We start from the raw sequence: 16,447 nt of genomic DNA on the forward strand, positions 1-16,447 counted from the left end.
CCATGAGCATCGCGGTGCGCGCCGAGCGCATGAGCTTCGCCGAGTTCCGCGAGGCATTCCTGCCCGCCCTGCGCAAGGCCGGCGCCACGCTGGGCGAGCGGCTTTATCCCGAGTGAACGTGATGGTGTGCGCCGGGCGCCGCCGGCTTTGCTCCTATCATCGATTTCGCAGCCGGCCGGTGCGCAGGGCGCCAGAAGCCAGAACAACCATCCCGCCCCGCCCGTCCTTGAAACTTTCCGCCGCCGGCCTCATCTGCCCGCCACGGCGGGCCGTCGTGCCCCTCTCACGGAGAAACCCACCTTGAAACGCATTCTTCTGTTCGTCATGACCAACGTGCTGGTGGTCGCGGTGCTCGGCATCGTCGCCAGCCTGCTGGGCGTCAACCGCTACCTCACGGCCAACGGCCTGAACCTGGGCGCGCTGCTGGGCTTCGCGCTCGTCATGGGCTTCGGCGGCGCGATCATCTCGCTGCTGCTGTCCAAGACCATGGCCAAGATGGGCGCCGGCGTGCGCCTCATCAACGAGCCGCAGTCGCCCGACGAGGCCTGGATCGTCGCCACCGTGCGCAAGTTCGCCGACCAGGCCGGCATCGGCATGCCCGAGGTCGGCATCTTCGAGGGCGAGCCCAACGCCTTCGCTACCGGCGCGTTCAAGAACTCGGCGCTGGTGGCCGTGTCCACCGGCCTGCTGCAGAACATGACGCGCGAGGAGGTCGAGGCCGTGATCGGCCACGAGATCGCGCACGTGGCCAACGGCGACATGGTGACGATGACGCTGATCCAGGGCGTGATGAACACCTTCGTCGTGTTCCTCTCGCGCGTGATCGGCTACGTGGTCGACGGCTTCCTGCGCCGCGGCAGCGACAACAACTCCGGCCCCGGCATCGGCTACATCGTCACCACCATCGTGCTGGACATCGTGCTGGGCTTCGCCGCCGCCATCGTGGTGGCCTGGTTCTCGCGTCAGCGCGAGTTCCGCGCCGACGCAGGCGCCGCGCAGCTGATGGGCCGCCGGCAGCCGATGATCAACGCGCTGGCGCGCCTGGGCGGCCTGCCGGCCGGCGAGCTGCCGCGCTCGGTGGAGGCGATGGGCATCACCGGCAAGCTGGGCAGCCTGTTCGCCACCCACCCGCCGATCGAGCAGCGCATCGCGGCGCTGCAGAACGCCGCACCCGGCGCCTATTGATCCGCCGCGCGGCACCCGCCGCGATGCCCCGTCCTCCGAAGGCCGCCCCGCGCGGCCTTCGCCGCGTTCAGGGCCGGCCCAGGCCCAGGCGCCGCGCCAGCCGCTGCAGGTTGCCGCGGTCCATGCGCAGCTCGCGCGCGGCGGCGGCCCAGCGGCCGCCGTGGCGCTGCAGGCTGTCCTCGATCAGGCGGCGCTCGTAGGCCAGCACGGCCTGGCGCAGGCCGGGGGCCTCGGCCTCGTGGGCCGGCGCCGGCGCGGCGGGCGCATGCGCCGGCGCGGCCGCCGCCACCGTGCCGGCCAGGTCCGCCGCCCCTAGCGTGAGCATGCGCGCGCGGCCCGGCGCGGTGGCATGCGGCGTGCGGCTGAGGGCGCGCAGCACGCCGCGGCTGATGAGGTGCTCCAGCTCGCGCACGTTGCCGGGCCAGCTGCGCGCCAGCAGGGCGGACTGGGCGGCCGCGTCCAGGCGCAGCCCCCGCAGGCCCAGCCGCGAGCGGTTCTCCTCCAGGAAGAAGCCGGCCAGCAGCAGCACGTCGCTGTCGCGCTCGCGCAGCGCGGGCACGTGCAGCGGGTACACGCTCAGGCGGTGGTAGAAGTCGGCGCGCATGCGGCCGGCGCGCACCTCGGCCGCCAGGTCGCGGTTGGTGGCGGCGATCACGCGCACGTCCACCCGGTGCTCGCGGTCCGAGCCCAGGCGCTGCAGCTGGCCGCTCTGCAGCACGCGCAGCAGCTTGGCCTGCACCGGCAGCGACAGCTCGCCCACCTCGTCCAGGAACAGCGTGCCCTGGTGCGCCTGCTCGAACTTGCCGCGGCGCTCGGACAGCGCGCCGGTGAAGGCGCCGCGCGCGTGGCCGAACAGCTCGCTCTCGACCAGGTTGTCGGGCAGGGCCGCGCAGTTGATGCTGACCAGCGGCCGCGCCGCCCGCGCCGACTGCGCGTGCACGGCATGGGCGACGAGCTCCTTGCCGGTGCCGGTCTCGCCGGTGATCAGCACGTTCAGCTCGCTGGCCGCCACCAGCGCCACGTCGCGCTGCAGCTGGCGCATGGCCGGGCTCTGGCCCAGCAGCATGCGCTGCGCCGACGCGGGAGGTTCGCTCGGCGGCGCCTGGTGCGCCTGCGCCCGCAGCTGGCGCAGCCGCTCGGCCGTCGCCACGGTGGCGGCGGCCAGGTTGCTGAAGGCCTGCAGCACGTCCAGTGCGGCCGGGCCGGCGAAGCGCCCGGCGTCGAGCGCGTCGAGCGTCAGCAGCCCCCAGGGCCGGCCGCCCGCCTGCAGCACGCAGCCCATGCAGTCGTGCACCTCCAGGGCGGCGTGCGGCTGCGCGACCAGGCCGTCGTAGGGGTCGGGCAGCGGGCTGCCGGGTGGGAAGCGCAGGGCCTGCCCCGCCGCCAGCAGTTGGGCGAAGCGCGGGTGCTCGGCGATGCGGAAGCGCCGCCCCAGCGCGTCGGGCACCAGGCCGTCGATGGCCACCGGCCGCAGCCATTCGCCCTCCAGCCGCAGCAGCGCCGCCGCATCGGCCGGCAGCACGGTGCGCAGCGCGGCCAGCAGGCGCCGCAGGCGCTCGTGCTCGGGCAGGTCCTCGGCGAGATCGGCGACCAGGGGGACCAGCGCGTGCAGGGTGGCGGATGTTGTCATTTCGATCATTTTGCTATCGGATTGACGGCATCCGGAAGATGTCAATTTGACTCGGTTACGCGTAAACCCTTGGTGGGCAAGGGCGGCCCCGCCGGGCACGCGGCATGCATGGCAGCGGGCGTTCACTTTCCCTTTGTTTCGCCTGGAACCTGCTCCCTATGCTGACCGAACGCCAACGCGCCATCGTCCAATCCACCGTGCCCCTGCTCGAAAGCGGCGGCGAGGCGCTGATCACCCACTTCTACACCACCCTGCTGGGCGAGCACCCCGAGGTGCGCCCGCTGTTCAACATGGCGCACCAGCACAGCGGCGCCCAGCCGCGGGCGCTGGCCTTCAGCGTGCTCATGTACGCCAAGCACATCGACCGGCTCGAGGCGCTGGGCGACCTGCCGGCGCAGATCGTCAACAAGCACGTGGCGCTGCAGGTGCAGCCGGAGCACTACCCCATCGTCGGCGCCTGCCTGCTGCGCGCCATCCGCGAGGTGCTGGGCGCCGAGGTGGCGACCGACGAGGTGATCGACGCCTGGGCCGCGGCCTACCGGCAGCTGGCCGACGTCCTGATCGCCGCCGAGCGCGACGTCTACGACCGCACCGCCGCGGCCGAGGGCGGCTGGCGCGGCGAGCGCGCCTTCCGCGTCGAGAAGAAGGTGCAGGAAAGCGCCGAGATCACCTCCTTCTACCTGGTGCCGGCCGACGGCGGTCCGGTGATGGCGCACCTGCCGGGCCAGTACATCGGCCTGCGCGTCGCAGTGGACGGGCAGGAGCAGCGCCGCAACTACTCGCTGTCGGCGCCGGCCAACGGGCGCAGCCTGCGCATCAGCGTCAAGCGCGAGGCTGGCGGCAAGGTGTCGAACTTCCTGCACGACCGGGTGCAGGCGGGCGACACGCTGGCCGTGTTTCCGCCGGCCGGCCACTTCACGCTGCAGCACAGCGAGCGGCCGCTGGTGCTGATCAGCGGCGGCGTCGGCATCACGCCCACGCTGCCGATGCTGGCCACCGCGCTGGGCGCCGACCGGCCGGTGACCTTCATCCACTGCGCGCGCGACCGCGCCGTGCACGCCTTCCGCGAGCGCATCGACCAGCTCGCGGCCGAGCACCCGCTGCTCACCCGCTACTACTGCTACGACCGCGCCGTGCCCGAGGACGAGGTGGACGCCGAGGGCTACCTGACCGAGCAGCGGCTGGGCGAATGGCTGCCCGCGTCGCGCGACGTGGACGTGTACTTCCTCGGCCCGCGCCCGTTCATGCGCCTGATCAAGCGCGCCCTCAAGCACCTGGGCGTGCCCGAGCGGCAGGTGCGCTACGAGTTCTTCGGGCCGGCCGAAGCCTTGGCCTGAGCCAGCAGCCGGCGCGTCTCGTCCAGGTCCATGCCGTACATCTCGGCGAAGGCCTCCAGCGTCGGCTGGCCGCTGGCCTCGAAGGCGCGCTGCAGCGCCTCGCGCCGCGCCACGCGGCGGCCGTGCTCGGCGAAGGCCTCGTCCAGCAGCAGCAGCGCCTCGGGGCGCGAGACGCGCACCTGCTCGGTGTAGGCCGCGCGGTCCAGGCCGCTGGCCTCGATGGCCTCGGCCAGCCGGGCCACCAGCTTGGGCCGCAGGTCCTCGTTCGGCGTGCGCGCCTGGCGGCGGCGGTACAGCTCGACGATCGCGTGGTGCACGTGCTCCGGCGCCACCGGCTCGACCACCTGGCCGTCCAGGCCGTGGCGCGGCAGGCGCTCGGCGATGGCCTGCAGGTAGCGCCCGGAGCGGGCATGCAGGCCCAGCGCCACCTTCAGCTCGTCGGCGGGCAGCTCCTCGGGGTGGCGCGCCAGCAGCTCCTCGTACACGCCGCGCTGCAGCGGCAGGAAGCGTGCGCCGAACAGCTTCGGGTACAGCGCCGCCAGTTTCTCCAGCAGCGGATGGACCTTGCGCTCGGCGCCGGCCGCTTTGGCGGAGTTGCCGCCGCGGCGGCGGCCTTTGTTGTTGTTGCGCGGTGCCGGCGGGGCGGCCTCGGGCGCGGCGGTGTCGGGAGAGGCGTCGGGAGCGTTCATGTCGTCGTCGGCAGGGCGGGCGAAAGGGGTTCAGGAAGAGGCGCTGGAGGGCTGCGGCCCTAGGCTGCGCGCGATCAGCAGGCGGAAGGGCAGCAGCATGCCGACGCCCACCGCCAGCTTCACCGCCAGGTCGCCGAGTGCCCAGGTGATCCACGGGCTGCCGGTGCCGGCGAAGCCGATGCCCCAGAACACGGCGCTGTCCAGCAGCGCGGCGGCGACGGTGGCCGCCAGCGGCGCGCGCCACCAGGCGGCGCGGCGCAGGCGGTCGAACACGCCGATGTCCAGCCATTGCGAGGCGATGAAGGCGGTGCCCGAGGCCAGGGCGATGCGCGCCGGCGCCAGCACGAGCGAGGCTGCCACCGCCACCGCGAAGCCCACCCACGCCACGCGGCGCGCGATGCGCGGCCCGAAGCGGCGGTTGACCAGCTCGCTCACCAGGAAGGCCGCCGGGTAGGTGAAGGCGCCCCAGGTCAGCCAGTCGTTGATGGCGTACTGCACCAGGATGTTGGAGGCGAGCACCACCGCGGCCATGGCCGCGACGGCCAGGGCGAAGAGGCGGGCGTCGTTCGGGCGCTGCATCGTCGTCATGCCGGCACCCTCCGCGCCTCGGCCTGCGCCGCGAGGCTGCGCGCCACGGCTTCGGCCGCCTTGATGCCGTCCACCCCGGCCGAGAGGATGCCGCCCGCGTAGCCCGCGCCCTCGCCGGCCGGGAACAGGCCGGCGATGCCGGGGCACTGCAGCGTGTCGCCGTCGCGCGCGATGCGGATGGGCGAGGAGGTGCGCGTCTCCACGCCGGTCAGCACTGCGTCGTGCCGGTCGAAGCCGGGGATCTTGCGGCCGAAGGCGGGGAAGGCCTCGCGCATGGCGGCGATGGCGTAGCCGGGCAGGGCGCCGTGCAGGTCGCCCAGGCGCACGCCGGGCCGGTAGCTGGGCTGCACCTCGCCGAAGTCCGTCGACGCCCGGCCGGCCACGAAGTCGCCGACGAGCTGCCCCGGCGCGCAGTAGTCGCCGCCGCCGAGCACGAAGGCCAGCGACTCCAGCCGGCGCTGCAGCTCGATGCCGGCCAGCGGGTGCGGCCGGCCCTGCGCACGCTCCAGCGCCTCGGGCGGGAGGTCGAGGTGGCGGTAGTCGGTCGGGTAGTCGGCCGGCTCGATGCCGACCACGATGCCCGCGTTGGCGTTGCGCTCGGCGCGCGAGTATTGGCTCATGCCGTTGGTCACCACGCGCTGCGGCTCGCTGGTGGCCGCCACCACCGTGCCGCCGGGGCACATGCAGAAGCTGTAGACCGAGCGGCCGTTGCCGGCGTGGTGGACGATGCGGTACTCGGCCGCGCCCAGCGCCGGGTGGCCGGCGTGCCGGCCCCAGCGCGCGCGGTCGATCAGCCCCTGCGGGTGCTCGACGCGGAAGCCGATGGAGAAGGGCTTGGCCTCGATCGGCGCGCCGCGGCCGTGCAGCATGGCGAAAGCGTCGCGCGCGCTGTGGCCGAGCGCCATCACCACGTGGTCGGCGCGCATCTCGTACGGCTGGCCGCCGGCCTGGTCCAGCACCGTCAGGCCCCGCAGGTGGCCGCCTTCGACGAGGATGTCCGTCACCTTGTGCCGGAAGCGGATCTCGCCGCCCAGCGCGACGATCTCGGCGCGCATGTTCTCCACCATCTTCACCAGGCGGAAGGTGCCGATGTGCGGGTGCGCCTCCCACAGGATCTCCTCCGGCGCGCCGGCCTTCACGAACTCCGTCAGCACCTTGCGGCCGAGGTGGCGCGGGTCCTTGATCTGGCTGTAGAGCTTGCCGTCGGAGAAGGTGCCGGCGCCGCCCTCGCCGAACTGCACGTTCGACTCCGGGTCCAGCTCCTTGCGGCGCCACAGGCCCCAGGTGTCCTGCGTGCGCTCGCGCACCGCCTTGCCGCGCTCCAGCACGATCGGCCGGAAGCCCATCTGCGCCAGCAGCAGCGCCGCGAAGATGCCGCAGGGGCCGAAGCCGACGACGACCGGCCGCGGCGTGCCTTCCGCGGCGTGCACCGGGGCGCGGTAGGCCATGTCGGGCGCCGGCTGGACGTGCGGATTCTTCGCATGCCGCGCCAGCAGCGCGGCCTCCTGCGCGGCATCGGCCAGCTGCACGTCAACGATGTGGACCGCCAGCAGCTCGGCCTTGCGCGCGTCGAAGCTGCGCTTGTGGACGGTGTGGCCGGCGATGCCGGCGGGCGCGATGCCCAGCGTCTGCGCGATGAGCGCGGGCAGCGCCTCGGGCGCGTGGTCGAGCGGTAGCTTGAGTTCGGACAGGCGGATCATGGCGCGCGGCCCGTGGTGATCGGGCAGGGGCGGGGACGACCCGCCATTGTAGGAAGCTCAGGGCGCGTCCATCTGCCGCTGCGCCCGCACCCAGCGCTTGAAGAAGTCGGCATCCGCCAGCATGCGCCGCTCCTGCTGCAGCGCGCGGATGGCGTTGTGCAGGCGGGCCATCTCGTGCCGCAGCCGGTCCGCGACCAGCGCCGGGCGCAGCCTGCCGTGCGGGTTCAGGCCATGGCGTGCCTTGAAGCCCGCCTCGACCGCGCGCACCTCCTGCTGCAGTTCGGCCAGCTGGTCGGCCAGCACGCGGTTGTAGTGGCCCAGGCGCGCGTCGCCCAGGCCGTCGACGTGGCCGGCGTCGATCTGCTCGATCTCCAACTGCAGTTGCAGCAGGTCCAGCAGGCGGTTGGCGGCATAGGCCTGGTTCACGCGCTGCATTAGGGCCGTCTTGCGCAGGCGCTCCTGCTCGTCGGGCTCGCGGTCGGGGTGCAGGGCGCTGACCAGCTGGCGATAGACCGCGCGCACCGACTGGCTGGCCTGGACGGCCTCCTCGGACTGCCGGCGGGCGCGCTGCTCGCGCGCGGTGCCCTTCCTGCGGCGCTGCGCGTGGTGCGCGGCGCGCGCGGCCTCGGCCTCGGCGCGCGCGGCGGACGCCTCGGCCTCCACCCGGCGCAGCACGGCGTCGGGGCCATCGTCGTCCTCCGGCGTCTGCGGCGCCGGCGAGGCGTACTTGTCGAGCAGGGCGTCCAGGCGGCCGCGCCGGGCCGCATCGTCCTCGCCCAGCAGCAGGCCGGCGGCCATGTCGGCGATGAGTTCGTGCAGCGCCTGCAGGTCGGTGCGGCCCAGCCGCATGCCGCCCGAAGCGGCCACGTCCAGGAAGTCCAGCAACTCGACGTGCAGGTCGCGGTACTGCGCATGCAGCGGCAGGTAGTCCTGCGCGTAGCGCTGGTCGTAGGCTTCGATGGCGGCGGCCCACTCGGCCAGCAGCGCGCGCTGCGCGTCGATGCGCCCGGTGAGCGACGCGAACAGCTGTTGGGCGGGGCTGCGCGGCGCCGACGCGTCGCCGCCGGCCGCCAGGTGCAGCCGGCGCGAAGGAGTCGGGGGCATCAGGCGGGCAGAAAGCCCTCGATCGAGAGGTACCGCTCGCCCGTGTCGTAGTTGAAGCCCAGCACCACCGCGTCCTTCGGCAGGTCCGGCAGCTTCTGCGCGATGGCCGCCAGCGTGGCGCCGGAGGAGATGCCGACCAGCATGCCTTCCTCGCGCGCGCAGCGGCGGGCCATCTCGCGCGCCGGTTCGGCGTCGACCTGGATCACACCGTCGAGCAGTTCGGTCTTCATGATCTGCGGCACGAAGCCGGCGCCGATGCCCTGGATCGGGTGCGGCGCCGGGCTGCCGCCCGAGAGCACGGGCGAGGCCGTGGGCTCCACCGCATAGACCTTGAGCTTCGGCCAGCGCTTCTTGAGCACCTCGGCGCAGGCCGTGATGTGGCCGCCGGTGCCCACGCCGGTGATGATCGCGTCGATGCCCTCGGGGAAATCGGCGGCGATCTCCTCGGCGGTGGTGCGGGCGTGCACTTCGACGTTGGCGGGGTTGTTGAATTGCTGCGGCATCCAGGCGCCGGGCGTGGCGGCCACGATCTCCTCGGCGCGGGCGATGGCGCCCTTCATGCCCTTCTCCTTGGGCGTGAGGTCGAAGCTGGCACCGTAGGCCAGCATCAGGCGGCGGCGCTCGACCGACATCGAGTCGGGCATCACGAGGACGAGCTTGTAGCCCTTGACGGCCGCCGCCATGGCCAGGCCGATGCCGGTGTTGCCGCTGGTCGGCTCGACGATGGTGCCGCCGGGCTTCAGCGCGCCGGCGCGCTCGGCCGCCTCGATCATGGCCAGGCCGATGCGGTCCTTGATCGAGCCGCCGGGGTTGGCGCGCTCGCACTTGATCCACACCTGCTGGGGCGCGTCGCCGAACAGGCGCTGGATGCGCACGTGCGGGGTGCGGCCGATGGTTTCGAGAATGTTCTGTGCCTTCATGGAGTCTCCTTGTTGGGGCGGCTGGGGAGAAGGGGCCATTGTGGCCGCACAGGTGCGTGCCCGGCGCCGCCCGCCCGTCAATCGATCTGCTTGCCGTACACCGCTCGCTCGAAGGCGCGCCCGGCTTCGCCCGCCTCGGTGCGGCCCGCCCGATGCAGGCCCCAGTGGCACAGCTCGTGCAGCAGCGTGGCGCCGACGATGTAGACCCTGGCGCCGGTCGCGGTGGTGTCGGTGCCGCCGGCGCCCGGCGTCTCGAACTGCGTCACCCGGTGTTCGGCGACGTCGATCTGATAGGGGCGGCTCGGGTGGAATCTCCCGTTGCCTTCGGACTTCCATGCCACCTCGTCCCACAGGTCGGCCACGACCACCAGCGGCGCGTGTCCCCAGGACAGCGCATCGCGCGCCTGCGACTCGCTCAGGCCGCCGTGGTCCTTGAGTGCCTGGATGATCTTCGGCACGGTCTTGCAGGTGGGCATGCTTTCGCGCACGTAGGCCGCGAACTTCGGGTAGAGCCTGCTTTGCGGGGCCGTCATCCACATGGGGCGCTCCTGTGAGTGTGAGGTCATCCCTGGCGGGGCCGTCCAGCTTAGAGCCCGTCGGCTGCGCGCGGGCAAGCAACCTTGATGGCCGTCAGGTCGGCGAGCGCCGATAATCGCGCCCGTGAAGTACGCCGGACCGCCGCTGGTGCAAGTGCCGAAAGGCCGCACTGGAGGAACGTCCGGACTGCACAGGGCAGCGCAGGAGCTAACGGCTCTCCACCGTGAGGTGAGGATCAGAGCAACAGAGACGAGTCACCGTGGGTGCCGCGCCGTAGGCGAAAGCCGAAGGCACGAGCATCCAAGGTGGGTGAAACGGGCAATCTCTGCGCGCAGCAATACCAAGTAGGTGGACGACGAGGCGGCCCGCTGAGTCCACGGGTAGGTAGCACCGAGCCGTCCGGGTGACCGGCGGCCCAGATTGATGGCGGTCACGCGGCGGGCAACCGCAGCGCACAGAATCCGGCGTACAGGCGTGCTTCACACATTTCGCTCACCCCCAGCCTGCGCGGACTTCGTCCGCTCCGCCAACCCCCTGCGAGGGGGCAGACTCTGCGGCCCGGCAAAGCCGGCTCCGCGAGTGTCCGCGCATGGCCTGCTCCGCGGCCTTCTGACTGGAGACGTGGCTGTTTGGCGCCTTAGAACCGTTCCTGGCCGCGCAGGCAGCGCCACTGCCCTGCGGCCAGCCCCGCCAGCGGCAGGCGGCCGATGCGCAGGCGCTTGAGCGTGGCGACGGCCAGGCCCGCCGCGCGGCACAGGGCCTCGATCTGGCCGGGCTCGGGGCCGTGCAGGACCACGCGCAGGCCGGTGCGGCCCTCGCGCCGGCTGCCGATGCTGGCGCGCGCCGGGCGCAGGCGCGGCAGCAGGGCCGGGTCTGCCTCGCCGTCGATCTCCACCGTGTACTCGTGCTCCACCAGCGGCGCGTCGTCGAGCAGGCGCCGGGCGACGCCCGGCACCTGGGTGAAGACGACCAGGCCGCTTTCGTGCGCGGCCAGCGGCGCCACGCAGCGCTGGCCCATGAACAGGCCCGGCACGGCAGGCCGCCCGTGCAGCGCGTCGGCCGCGTCGCGCTGCAGGCGCGACCACAGCTTCGGGTCGGCGCAGTCGATGCCGGCCGGCTTGTGCAGCAGCAGGGTGGCCGGCGCCGGCGGGGCGGCAGACGTGCCGGGCGTCACGCTCACGCGCTGGTGGGCCATCACCCGCTGCTGCGGTGCGGTGGCCGGCTGGCCGTCGATGCTCACCGCGCCCTGCGCGACGAACTGCTCGGCCTCGCGGCGCGAGCAGCCCAGCTGCGCGGCCAGGCGCTTGGAAAGGCGTTCGCCGCCGCCGGCCGCGGCGTCTGCGGTGGCGTCGTTCACAGGCGCGTGGGCCAGGTTTCGGGCTGCGTCGGCGGCCCGTGGGGCGATTCGGGCAGCGCGCCGGGCTGGGAGGGCAGGGCGCCGGGCTGCGAGGCCAGTTCGCGGATGCGCTCGACGTGCGCCTGCAGCGAGCGCGCCGCCACCGGCCACAGCTCGCGCGGCGTGTCGGCGTAGGCCAGCGGCAGCCAGTCCTCCACGCTGCCCAGCGGCAGGCGGCGCATGGCGGCCGCCACCTTGGCCTCGCGCTGCAGGCGGTGCGACTTCAGCCGCGCGATGGCGCCGCGCGCGAAGCCCAGCACGTGGCCGTGCGCCGGCAGGATGAACTCGACGCGCAGCTCGGCGCACACGTCATCCAGCACGTCCAGCGACTGCAGGTACTCGTTCATGTTGCCGTCGGGCGGGTCGATCACGGTGGTGCTGCCGTTGAGGATGTGGTCGCCCGAGAACAGCAGGCCGTCTTCTTCCAGCGCCAGGCACAGGTGGTTGGCGGCGTGGCCGGGGGTGTGGATGACGCGCAGCGTGTGCGTGACGCGGCGGCCGGAGCCGTCCTCCAGCAGCCGGCCGTTGAGCACCAGCCGCTCGTGGTTGTGCAGCACCTGGTCGGGCGTGAAGCGGGCGCTGGCGCGCGCCGTGGGCGCCGAGGGCAGGCCGAGGATGGGCGGGTTGGTCTCCTTGCACATCGCCTGCAGCGGGGCGGCGCCGGGCGAGTGGTCGGCGTGCGAGTGCGTGCAGACGATGGCGCGGACGTTGCCGCCGGTGGCGCGCCACAGGCGCCCGACGTGGCCGAAGTCGTTCGGGCCGGGGTCGATGACGACGTAGCCGCTCTCGGGCTCGCCGACGATGTAGCTGTTGGTGCCGGGCCCGGTCATCGCGCTCGGGTTGGGCGCCGTCAGGCGCTGCACGTTGCGCAGCAGCGGCACCGGCTGGGCGGTCTGCCAGTCCAGGCCGTGCAGGAGCTGGCCGTCGGGGCACACCAGGGCCAGCTCGCCGTAGGGGTTCTCGTGTTCCATGTAGCGCGTGGTCTGGCCGCGCAGCAGGCCGCCGCGCGGGCAGCTGTTCCACAGGGGCTTCTCGCGCTGGCAGGCGTCGAGCACGTCGTCCACGCGGGCGAAGGCGGCCAGCCGGCGCAGCGTGCGCACGGTCGGGAAGATCATGCTGAACGCGCCCTCGTCGTGGCGCGCCAGCGCCTCGGCGGGGCGCACCCAGCAGGGCTCGAACTGCTCGGCTTCGTCCGCCGAGGGCTGCTGGCCCTCGGGCATGCGCGCCACCAGGAAGAGCACGTCGAAGCGCTTGGGCAGGTCGCGGTCGGTGATCCAGTGGGCCAGCGTGAAGACGCGGTCGGTCGCCAGGTGCAGCCCGCGTGCGGCGCACTGCTGCTCGAAGCGGCCGGCGGCGGTGGCGGCGCGGTCCATCGCGGCCACCTCGGCGGCGCTCACGGCGCGGCCGTTCTCGTGCTCGGCCAGCAGCACGCCCAGTTCCTCGAAGCATTCGCGCACGGCGGCCACGGCGTGGGTGAGCTGGGCCCGCGGCTGGGTGCGGCGGCGCAGCGCGATGCGCCGGGCCCGCTCGTCGGCCTCGTCGACGCGCCCGCCGGGGAAGACGTAGGCGCCGGGCGCGAAGCTGGCGCGCTCCGAGCGGCGCGTCATCAGCACCTCCAGGCCGGCCGGCGTGTCGCGCAGCAGCAGCAGGGTGGCCGCGGCATGGGCGGGCGCAGGTTCGCGCAGCGCGTGGAGCTGTTGGGTGGGCCGGACCATCGGCGCATTATCCGCAGGCCCGGTGACACGCGCTGGCCGGCGGATGCTCGTCAGCGTGCGCCGTCGACGGCGCAGCCGCGGCCGGCGCGCAGGGCCTCGGCGCGGGCGGCGGTGTCGGGGTGGCTGCTGAACCAGTCGGCGGCGCCGGGGCTGCGCGGCTGCGGCGTCTCGGGCGCTTCCTCCTGGCCGGGCGGGCGTCCGGCCACGGCGGGCGGGCCGTCGATGTCCATCAGCAGGTCGGCCATCGGCGCGATCGGCAGCCCGGCGCGCGCCATCATCGCGACGGCGAAGCAGTCGGCCTCGCGCTCGTGGCTGCGCCGGTAGGCCAGGCTGGTGAGCACGGTGCTGGCGGTGGCGACCATGCTCGATACGTCGCCCAGCGCCAGCCCCAGGCCGATGTTGAGCACGCCCTGCTCGACCACCAGGCGCGTGCCGTGGCGGTGCACCACGTGGCCGATCTCGTGGGCCAGCACGCCGACGAGCGCGTCGTCCGGCAGGCCGGCCTTGTCGGCCGCGTGCACCAGCGCGTCGGTCATCACGATCTGCCCGCCGGGCAGCGCGAAGGCGTTGGGCGGCATGCCGGAGCGGAAGGCGAGCTGCAGCTTCGGCGCGTAGCCGCGGTAGCGGCGCAGGGCCGGCGCATCGCCCGCGCCGGCCTGGCCGAGCGTGGCCGCCAGCGCATCGAAGCGCGCGCGCAGCGCCGCCTGGCGCTCGGCCGGCAGCCGGCTGGGGCGCAGCCAGCCGTCGTCCAGCTGTTCCATCGCCTCGCGGCTGATGGTCTCTTCCCAGCCCAGCGGCACGAAGCGCGTGAGCTGCGTCGCGGCCCAGGGCGTGCCGTAGCGGTAGAACAGCCCCAGGCCCAGCACCGCCGCCAGCAGCACGGCGACGAAGACCTGCCAGCGCGTCTGCATGCGCTGCGCCAGGCCCGGCCGGGCGCCGGCGGCTTCCAGCGCCGCGTGCCAGCGGGCGCCGTCGTCGATCTCCAGGCTGCCCGCGCCGTGCAGGCCCACCACCACGGTGGCCTGCGCGCGGCTGGGGCGCCAGGCCTCGGGCCAGTCCACCGCGTCGTGGGCGAAGGGCGAGGGCGGCACCGCCACGCCGGGCGCCAGCGCATGCAGGCGCAGCGACGGGCCGCGCGGGCCGGGCTCCAGGCCCACCAGCACCGGCTGCGGGCGGCTGCTGACGCCGTCGTACCAGCGGGCGCGCAGCAGGTCGGGCGGGGCGGCGGCCATGTTCAACCGATCATGTCCAGGCCGAGGGCATCGGCCACGGCGTCGCCGAAACCGCCGCGCTGCTGCTCCTGCTCCAGCGCGCCCACCAGCGGCTCCAGCCCGCCGCGGACGTGCAGCGTGACCGATTCGGTCTTCATCCGGTATTCGGCCACGCGGGCGAAGGGGCGGTAGAAGCCGCCGGTGATCATCGACAGCAGGATGTTCCGGATGCGCAGCCAGACGAAGGCGCTGGTGCGCAGGTCGGTGCGGAAGCGCGCCATGTGGCTGACGCCGATGTTGTTCCACATGAGCTGGAACATGCGCGCCTCGCGGTAGGCCAGGGCGGGCGAGGCCGCCAGGAAGAAGGCGAAGCCCAGGATGACGAAGCCGACGATCACCAGCAGGATCACCGTCGTCCGGCCGCGCGAGGCGCCCAGCGCGGACAGCCCGCCATGGGCCAGGGCTGCGATGCCGGCGATGGCCGCGGCCAGCACCGCCAGCGCCAGCAGCGTGGCCAGGAAGAAGCCCAGCGTGGTCAGCCAGATGCGCACGAAGTCGCCGAAGGTCGGCTTCCAGCGCCCGGCCTGCCCGCCGATGCCCGCCCGCTCGATCAGCAGGCGCTTGTAGTTGAACTCCAGCCGGACGAAGCACAGCAGGCTCAGCACGGCGGCGGCGAGCGCGACGCCGGCCATCGCCCAGGTGGGGCGGGGCAGCGGCGGCGTATCGGCCTCGGGCGGCGGCTCGTCCTCCTCGTCCACGTCGAGGTCTTCGTCGTCGGCGGACGGCGCATCGCCCGACGGCGCCTGCGCCGCGTCGGCGGACACGGCCTGCTGCGCGGCCGGGCCGGCAGGCGGGTCTTCCGCCATCCGCGACATGGCCAGCCCCGCCGCCAGCCACACCGCCGCCACCGCGAACACCGGCCAGCTGGCGCGGTACACCTCGCCCCAGCCGGCCGTGAAGCGCAGCCGCAGGCCGCGCCAGCGCGTGTGGCCCAGGCGGAATCGCATCGCGCTGCCCCAGAGGAAGGGCGCGAGCAGCACGCCGCCGGCGACGATGACGCCGTACAGCAGCGCCTGCCCCGTCTCGGAGGCCACGTTCAGCGCGATGTAGAAGGCCGCGAACAGCAGGAAGCCGAACACCATGCTGCGGATGCCGGCGGTGAACTCCAGCGGGCTGCCGGCCACCAGTGTGTGGCCGTAGAAGTAGCGGATGGTGCGCCGCCGCGCCCAGGGCGTGAACAGGCCCAGCGTCACGATGGTCAGCAGGATGTTGACGATCCACACCCCGAAGTACACGCCGCCGTCGCCGGTGAAGGCCAGCGGCCACGACTCGATGCCGCCCGCCTGCGGCGGCGGTGGCGCTTCCCGCGGTGCGAAGCCGGGCTCCGTGCGGTGGTCCTCTTGCATGCGTGCGTTCCCTTCCTTCCGTCTTTCGCTCCCCTCCGGGAACGGGCGCAGTGTAGGGTGGCGGGCGGCCGGCGCTCCCGGCCTACGCGCGGCCGGCGGCTGCGGTGGCACGATGGCGCCCTCGACACTTCCGCGCACCGCCATGCTCATCAACTGCGTCGCCTACCAGCACGGCCGCAAGCTGGCCGACATCGACGTCGCCGACATCCCCCGCCACCGGGGGCAGCCCGGCGTCTTCGTCTGGGTGGCGCTGCAGGACGCCTCGGCCGAGGAGCTGGCGGCGCTGCAGAAGGCGCTCGACCTGCATCCGCTGGCGGTGGAGGATGCGCTCGCCGGCCACCAGCTGCCCAAGGTGGAGGAATACGGCGACGCGCTCTTCGTGACGATGCACCTGCTCGACCTGGACGGCGAGGGCGAGCGCCGGCGCCTGCGGGTGGGCGAGGTGAGCGTGTTCGCCGGGCCGGACTACCTGCTCTCGGTGCGCAGCCGCAGCACGCAGAGCCTGGTGCGGGTGCGCGAGCGCTGCGAGCGCGAGCCCGACCTGCTGGCGCACGGCCCGGGCTTCGTGCTCTATGCGCTGATGGACGAGGTGGTGGACCGCTATTTCCCGGTCATCGAGCGGCTGGAGGACGAGATCGAGGCGATCGAGAAGACCATCTTCACCCAGGACGCGGGCCGCCAGACGGTGCAGCGGCTGTACGGCCTGAAGCGCCGGCTGCGCGTGCTCAAGCACGCGGTGGCGCCGCTGCTGGAGGCGGCCGGCCGGCTCTACGGCGGCCGCGTGCCGCCGCTGTGCCTGGGCGTGCAGGACTACTTCCGCGACGTGGTGGACCACCTGCTGCGCATCAACGGCTCGGTCGAGACCATCCGCGAGGGCATCGCCACGGCGATCCAGGTGAACCTGTCGCTGGTCACCATCGAGGACGGCGAGGTGACCAAGCGGCTGGCGGCCTGGGCGGCGATCTTTGCGGTGTGCACCGCCTTCGCCGGCGTGTGGGGCATGAACTTCGAGTTCATGCCGGAGCTGAA

General features: G+C 73.5%; 14 protein-coding genes and 1 other RNA gene. 4 read left to right on the forward strand and 11 right to left on the reverse strand.

Going from position 1 to position 16,447, the window contains the following annotated elements; genetic code table 11:
- Nucleotides 1-300 precede the first annotated feature (300 nt).
- Complete coding sequence (htpX, locus tag ACIY1X_RS09410) at nucleotides 301-1,185, forward strand: protease HtpX (protein ID WP_399680002.1); 885 nt, start codon at nucleotides 301-303, stop codon at nucleotides 1,183-1,185.
- 67 nt (nucleotides 1,186-1,252) lie between these two features.
- On the opposite strand, the gene norR is transcribed toward htpX, so the two are convergent.
- A complete protein-coding gene (gene norR / locus ACIY1X_RS09415) occupies nucleotides 1,253-2,815 on the reverse strand; it encodes a nitric oxide reductase transcriptional regulator NorR (protein WP_399680004.1) in 1,563 nt (520 codons plus the stop codon).
- Nucleotides 2,816-2,973: 158 nt separating this feature from the next.
- On the opposite strand from norR, the gene hmpA reads away from it, so the two are divergent.
- Nucleotides 2,974-4,152, forward strand: coding sequence for an NO-inducible flavohemoprotein (gene hmpA / locus ACIY1X_RS09420; protein WP_399680006.1), 1,179 nt, complete (start codon nucleotides 2,974-2,976; stop codon nucleotides 4,150-4,152).
- Here the strand turns inward: hmpA and ACIY1X_RS09425 are convergent.
- The 6 genes from ACIY1X_RS09425 to ACIY1X_RS09450 form a co-directional block, all read right to left on the reverse strand.
- Entirely contained in the window at nucleotides 4,116-4,841 is a 726-nt protein-coding gene (locus ACIY1X_RS09425; RefSeq protein WP_399680008.1) for a ProQ/FINO family protein, read from the reverse strand. The genes hmpA and ACIY1X_RS09425 overlap by 37 nt on opposite strands.
- A 30-nt stretch (nucleotides 4,842-4,871) precedes the next feature.
- Nucleotides 4,872-5,429: a VUT family protein gene (locus ACIY1X_RS09430; RefSeq protein WP_399680010.1), complete on the reverse strand. Its 558-nt coding sequence runs from the start codon at nucleotides 5,427-5,429 to the stop codon at nucleotides 4,872-4,874.
- Complete coding sequence (locus ACIY1X_RS09435) at nucleotides 5,426-7,129, reverse strand: NAD(P)/FAD-dependent oxidoreductase (protein WP_399680012.1); 1,704 nt, start codon at nucleotides 7,127-7,129, stop codon at nucleotides 5,426-5,428. The genes ACIY1X_RS09430 and ACIY1X_RS09435 overlap by 4 nt, the downstream gene beginning before the upstream one ends.
- 57 nt (nucleotides 7,130-7,186) lie before the next feature.
- On the reverse strand, nucleotides 7,187-8,233 hold the full coding sequence (locus ACIY1X_RS09440) for a J domain-containing protein (protein ID WP_399680014.1): 1,047 nt from the start codon (nucleotides 8,231-8,233) through the stop codon (nucleotides 7,187-7,189).
- Nucleotides 8,233-9,153, reverse strand: a complete 921-nt coding sequence (gene cysK, locus ACIY1X_RS09445; protein ID WP_399680016.1) for a cysteine synthase A — start codon at nucleotides 9,151-9,153, stop codon at nucleotides 8,233-8,235. The genes ACIY1X_RS09440 and cysK overlap by 1 nt, the downstream gene beginning before the upstream one ends.
- A 77-nt stretch (nucleotides 9,154-9,230) precedes the next feature.
- The gene (locus tag ACIY1X_RS09450) at nucleotides 9,231-9,692 is read right to left on the reverse strand and encodes a hypothetical protein (protein ID WP_399680018.1); all 462 of its coding nucleotides are present in this window, start codon (nucleotides 9,690-9,692) and stop codon (nucleotides 9,231-9,233) included.
- A gap of 123 nt (nucleotides 9,693-9,815) precedes the next feature.
- Here ACIY1X_RS09450 and rnpB point away from each other — a divergent pair.
- An RNA gene (rnpB, locus tag ACIY1X_RS09455) (RNase P RNA component class A) lies at nucleotides 9,816-10,175 on the forward strand.
- A gap of 152 nt (nucleotides 10,176-10,327) precedes the next feature.
- Here rnpB and ACIY1X_RS09460 read toward each other — a convergent pair.
- Genes ACIY1X_RS09460 through ACIY1X_RS09475 form a run of 4 tightly spaced genes read right to left on the reverse strand, consistent with a single transcriptional unit; the run spans nucleotide 10,328 to nucleotide 15,418 of the window.
- Nucleotides 10,328-11,047 carry a S4 domain-containing protein gene (locus ACIY1X_RS09460; RefSeq protein ID WP_399680019.1) on the reverse strand — a complete coding sequence of 240 codons (720 nt, stop codon included), beginning with the start codon at nucleotides 11,045-11,047 and terminating at the stop codon, nucleotides 10,328-10,330.
- Nucleotides 11,044-12,801, reverse strand: a complete 1,758-nt coding sequence (locus ACIY1X_RS09465) for an MBL fold metallo-hydrolase (protein WP_399680020.1) — start codon at nucleotides 12,799-12,801, stop codon at nucleotides 11,044-11,046. The genes ACIY1X_RS09460 and ACIY1X_RS09465 overlap by 4 nt, the downstream gene beginning before the upstream one ends.
- A gap of 50 nt (nucleotides 12,802-12,851) precedes the next feature.
- Nucleotides 12,852-14,033 carry a M48 family metallopeptidase gene (locus ACIY1X_RS09470; RefSeq protein ID WP_399680021.1) on the reverse strand — a complete coding sequence of 394 codons (1,182 nt, stop codon included), beginning with the start codon at nucleotides 14,031-14,033 and terminating at the stop codon, nucleotides 12,852-12,854.
- A 2-nt stretch (nucleotides 14,034-14,035) separates the two neighbouring features.
- Nucleotides 14,036-15,418: a DUF898 family protein gene (locus ACIY1X_RS09475; RefSeq protein WP_399680023.1), complete on the reverse strand. Its 1,383-nt coding sequence runs from the start codon at nucleotides 15,416-15,418 to the stop codon at nucleotides 14,036-14,038.
- A gap of 142 nt (nucleotides 15,419-15,560) precedes the next feature.
- Here ACIY1X_RS09475 and ACIY1X_RS09480 point away from each other — a divergent pair.
- A partial coding sequence (locus ACIY1X_RS09480; RefSeq protein WP_399680025.1) for a magnesium and cobalt transport protein CorA occupies nucleotides 15,561-16,447 on the forward strand: 887 nt, incomplete at its 3' end.

This window comes from Xenophilus sp., from assembly GCF_044462705.1.
Lineage (GTDB): Bacteria > Pseudomonadota > Gammaproteobacteria > Burkholderiales > Burkholderiaceae_C > Xenophilus > Xenophilus azovorans.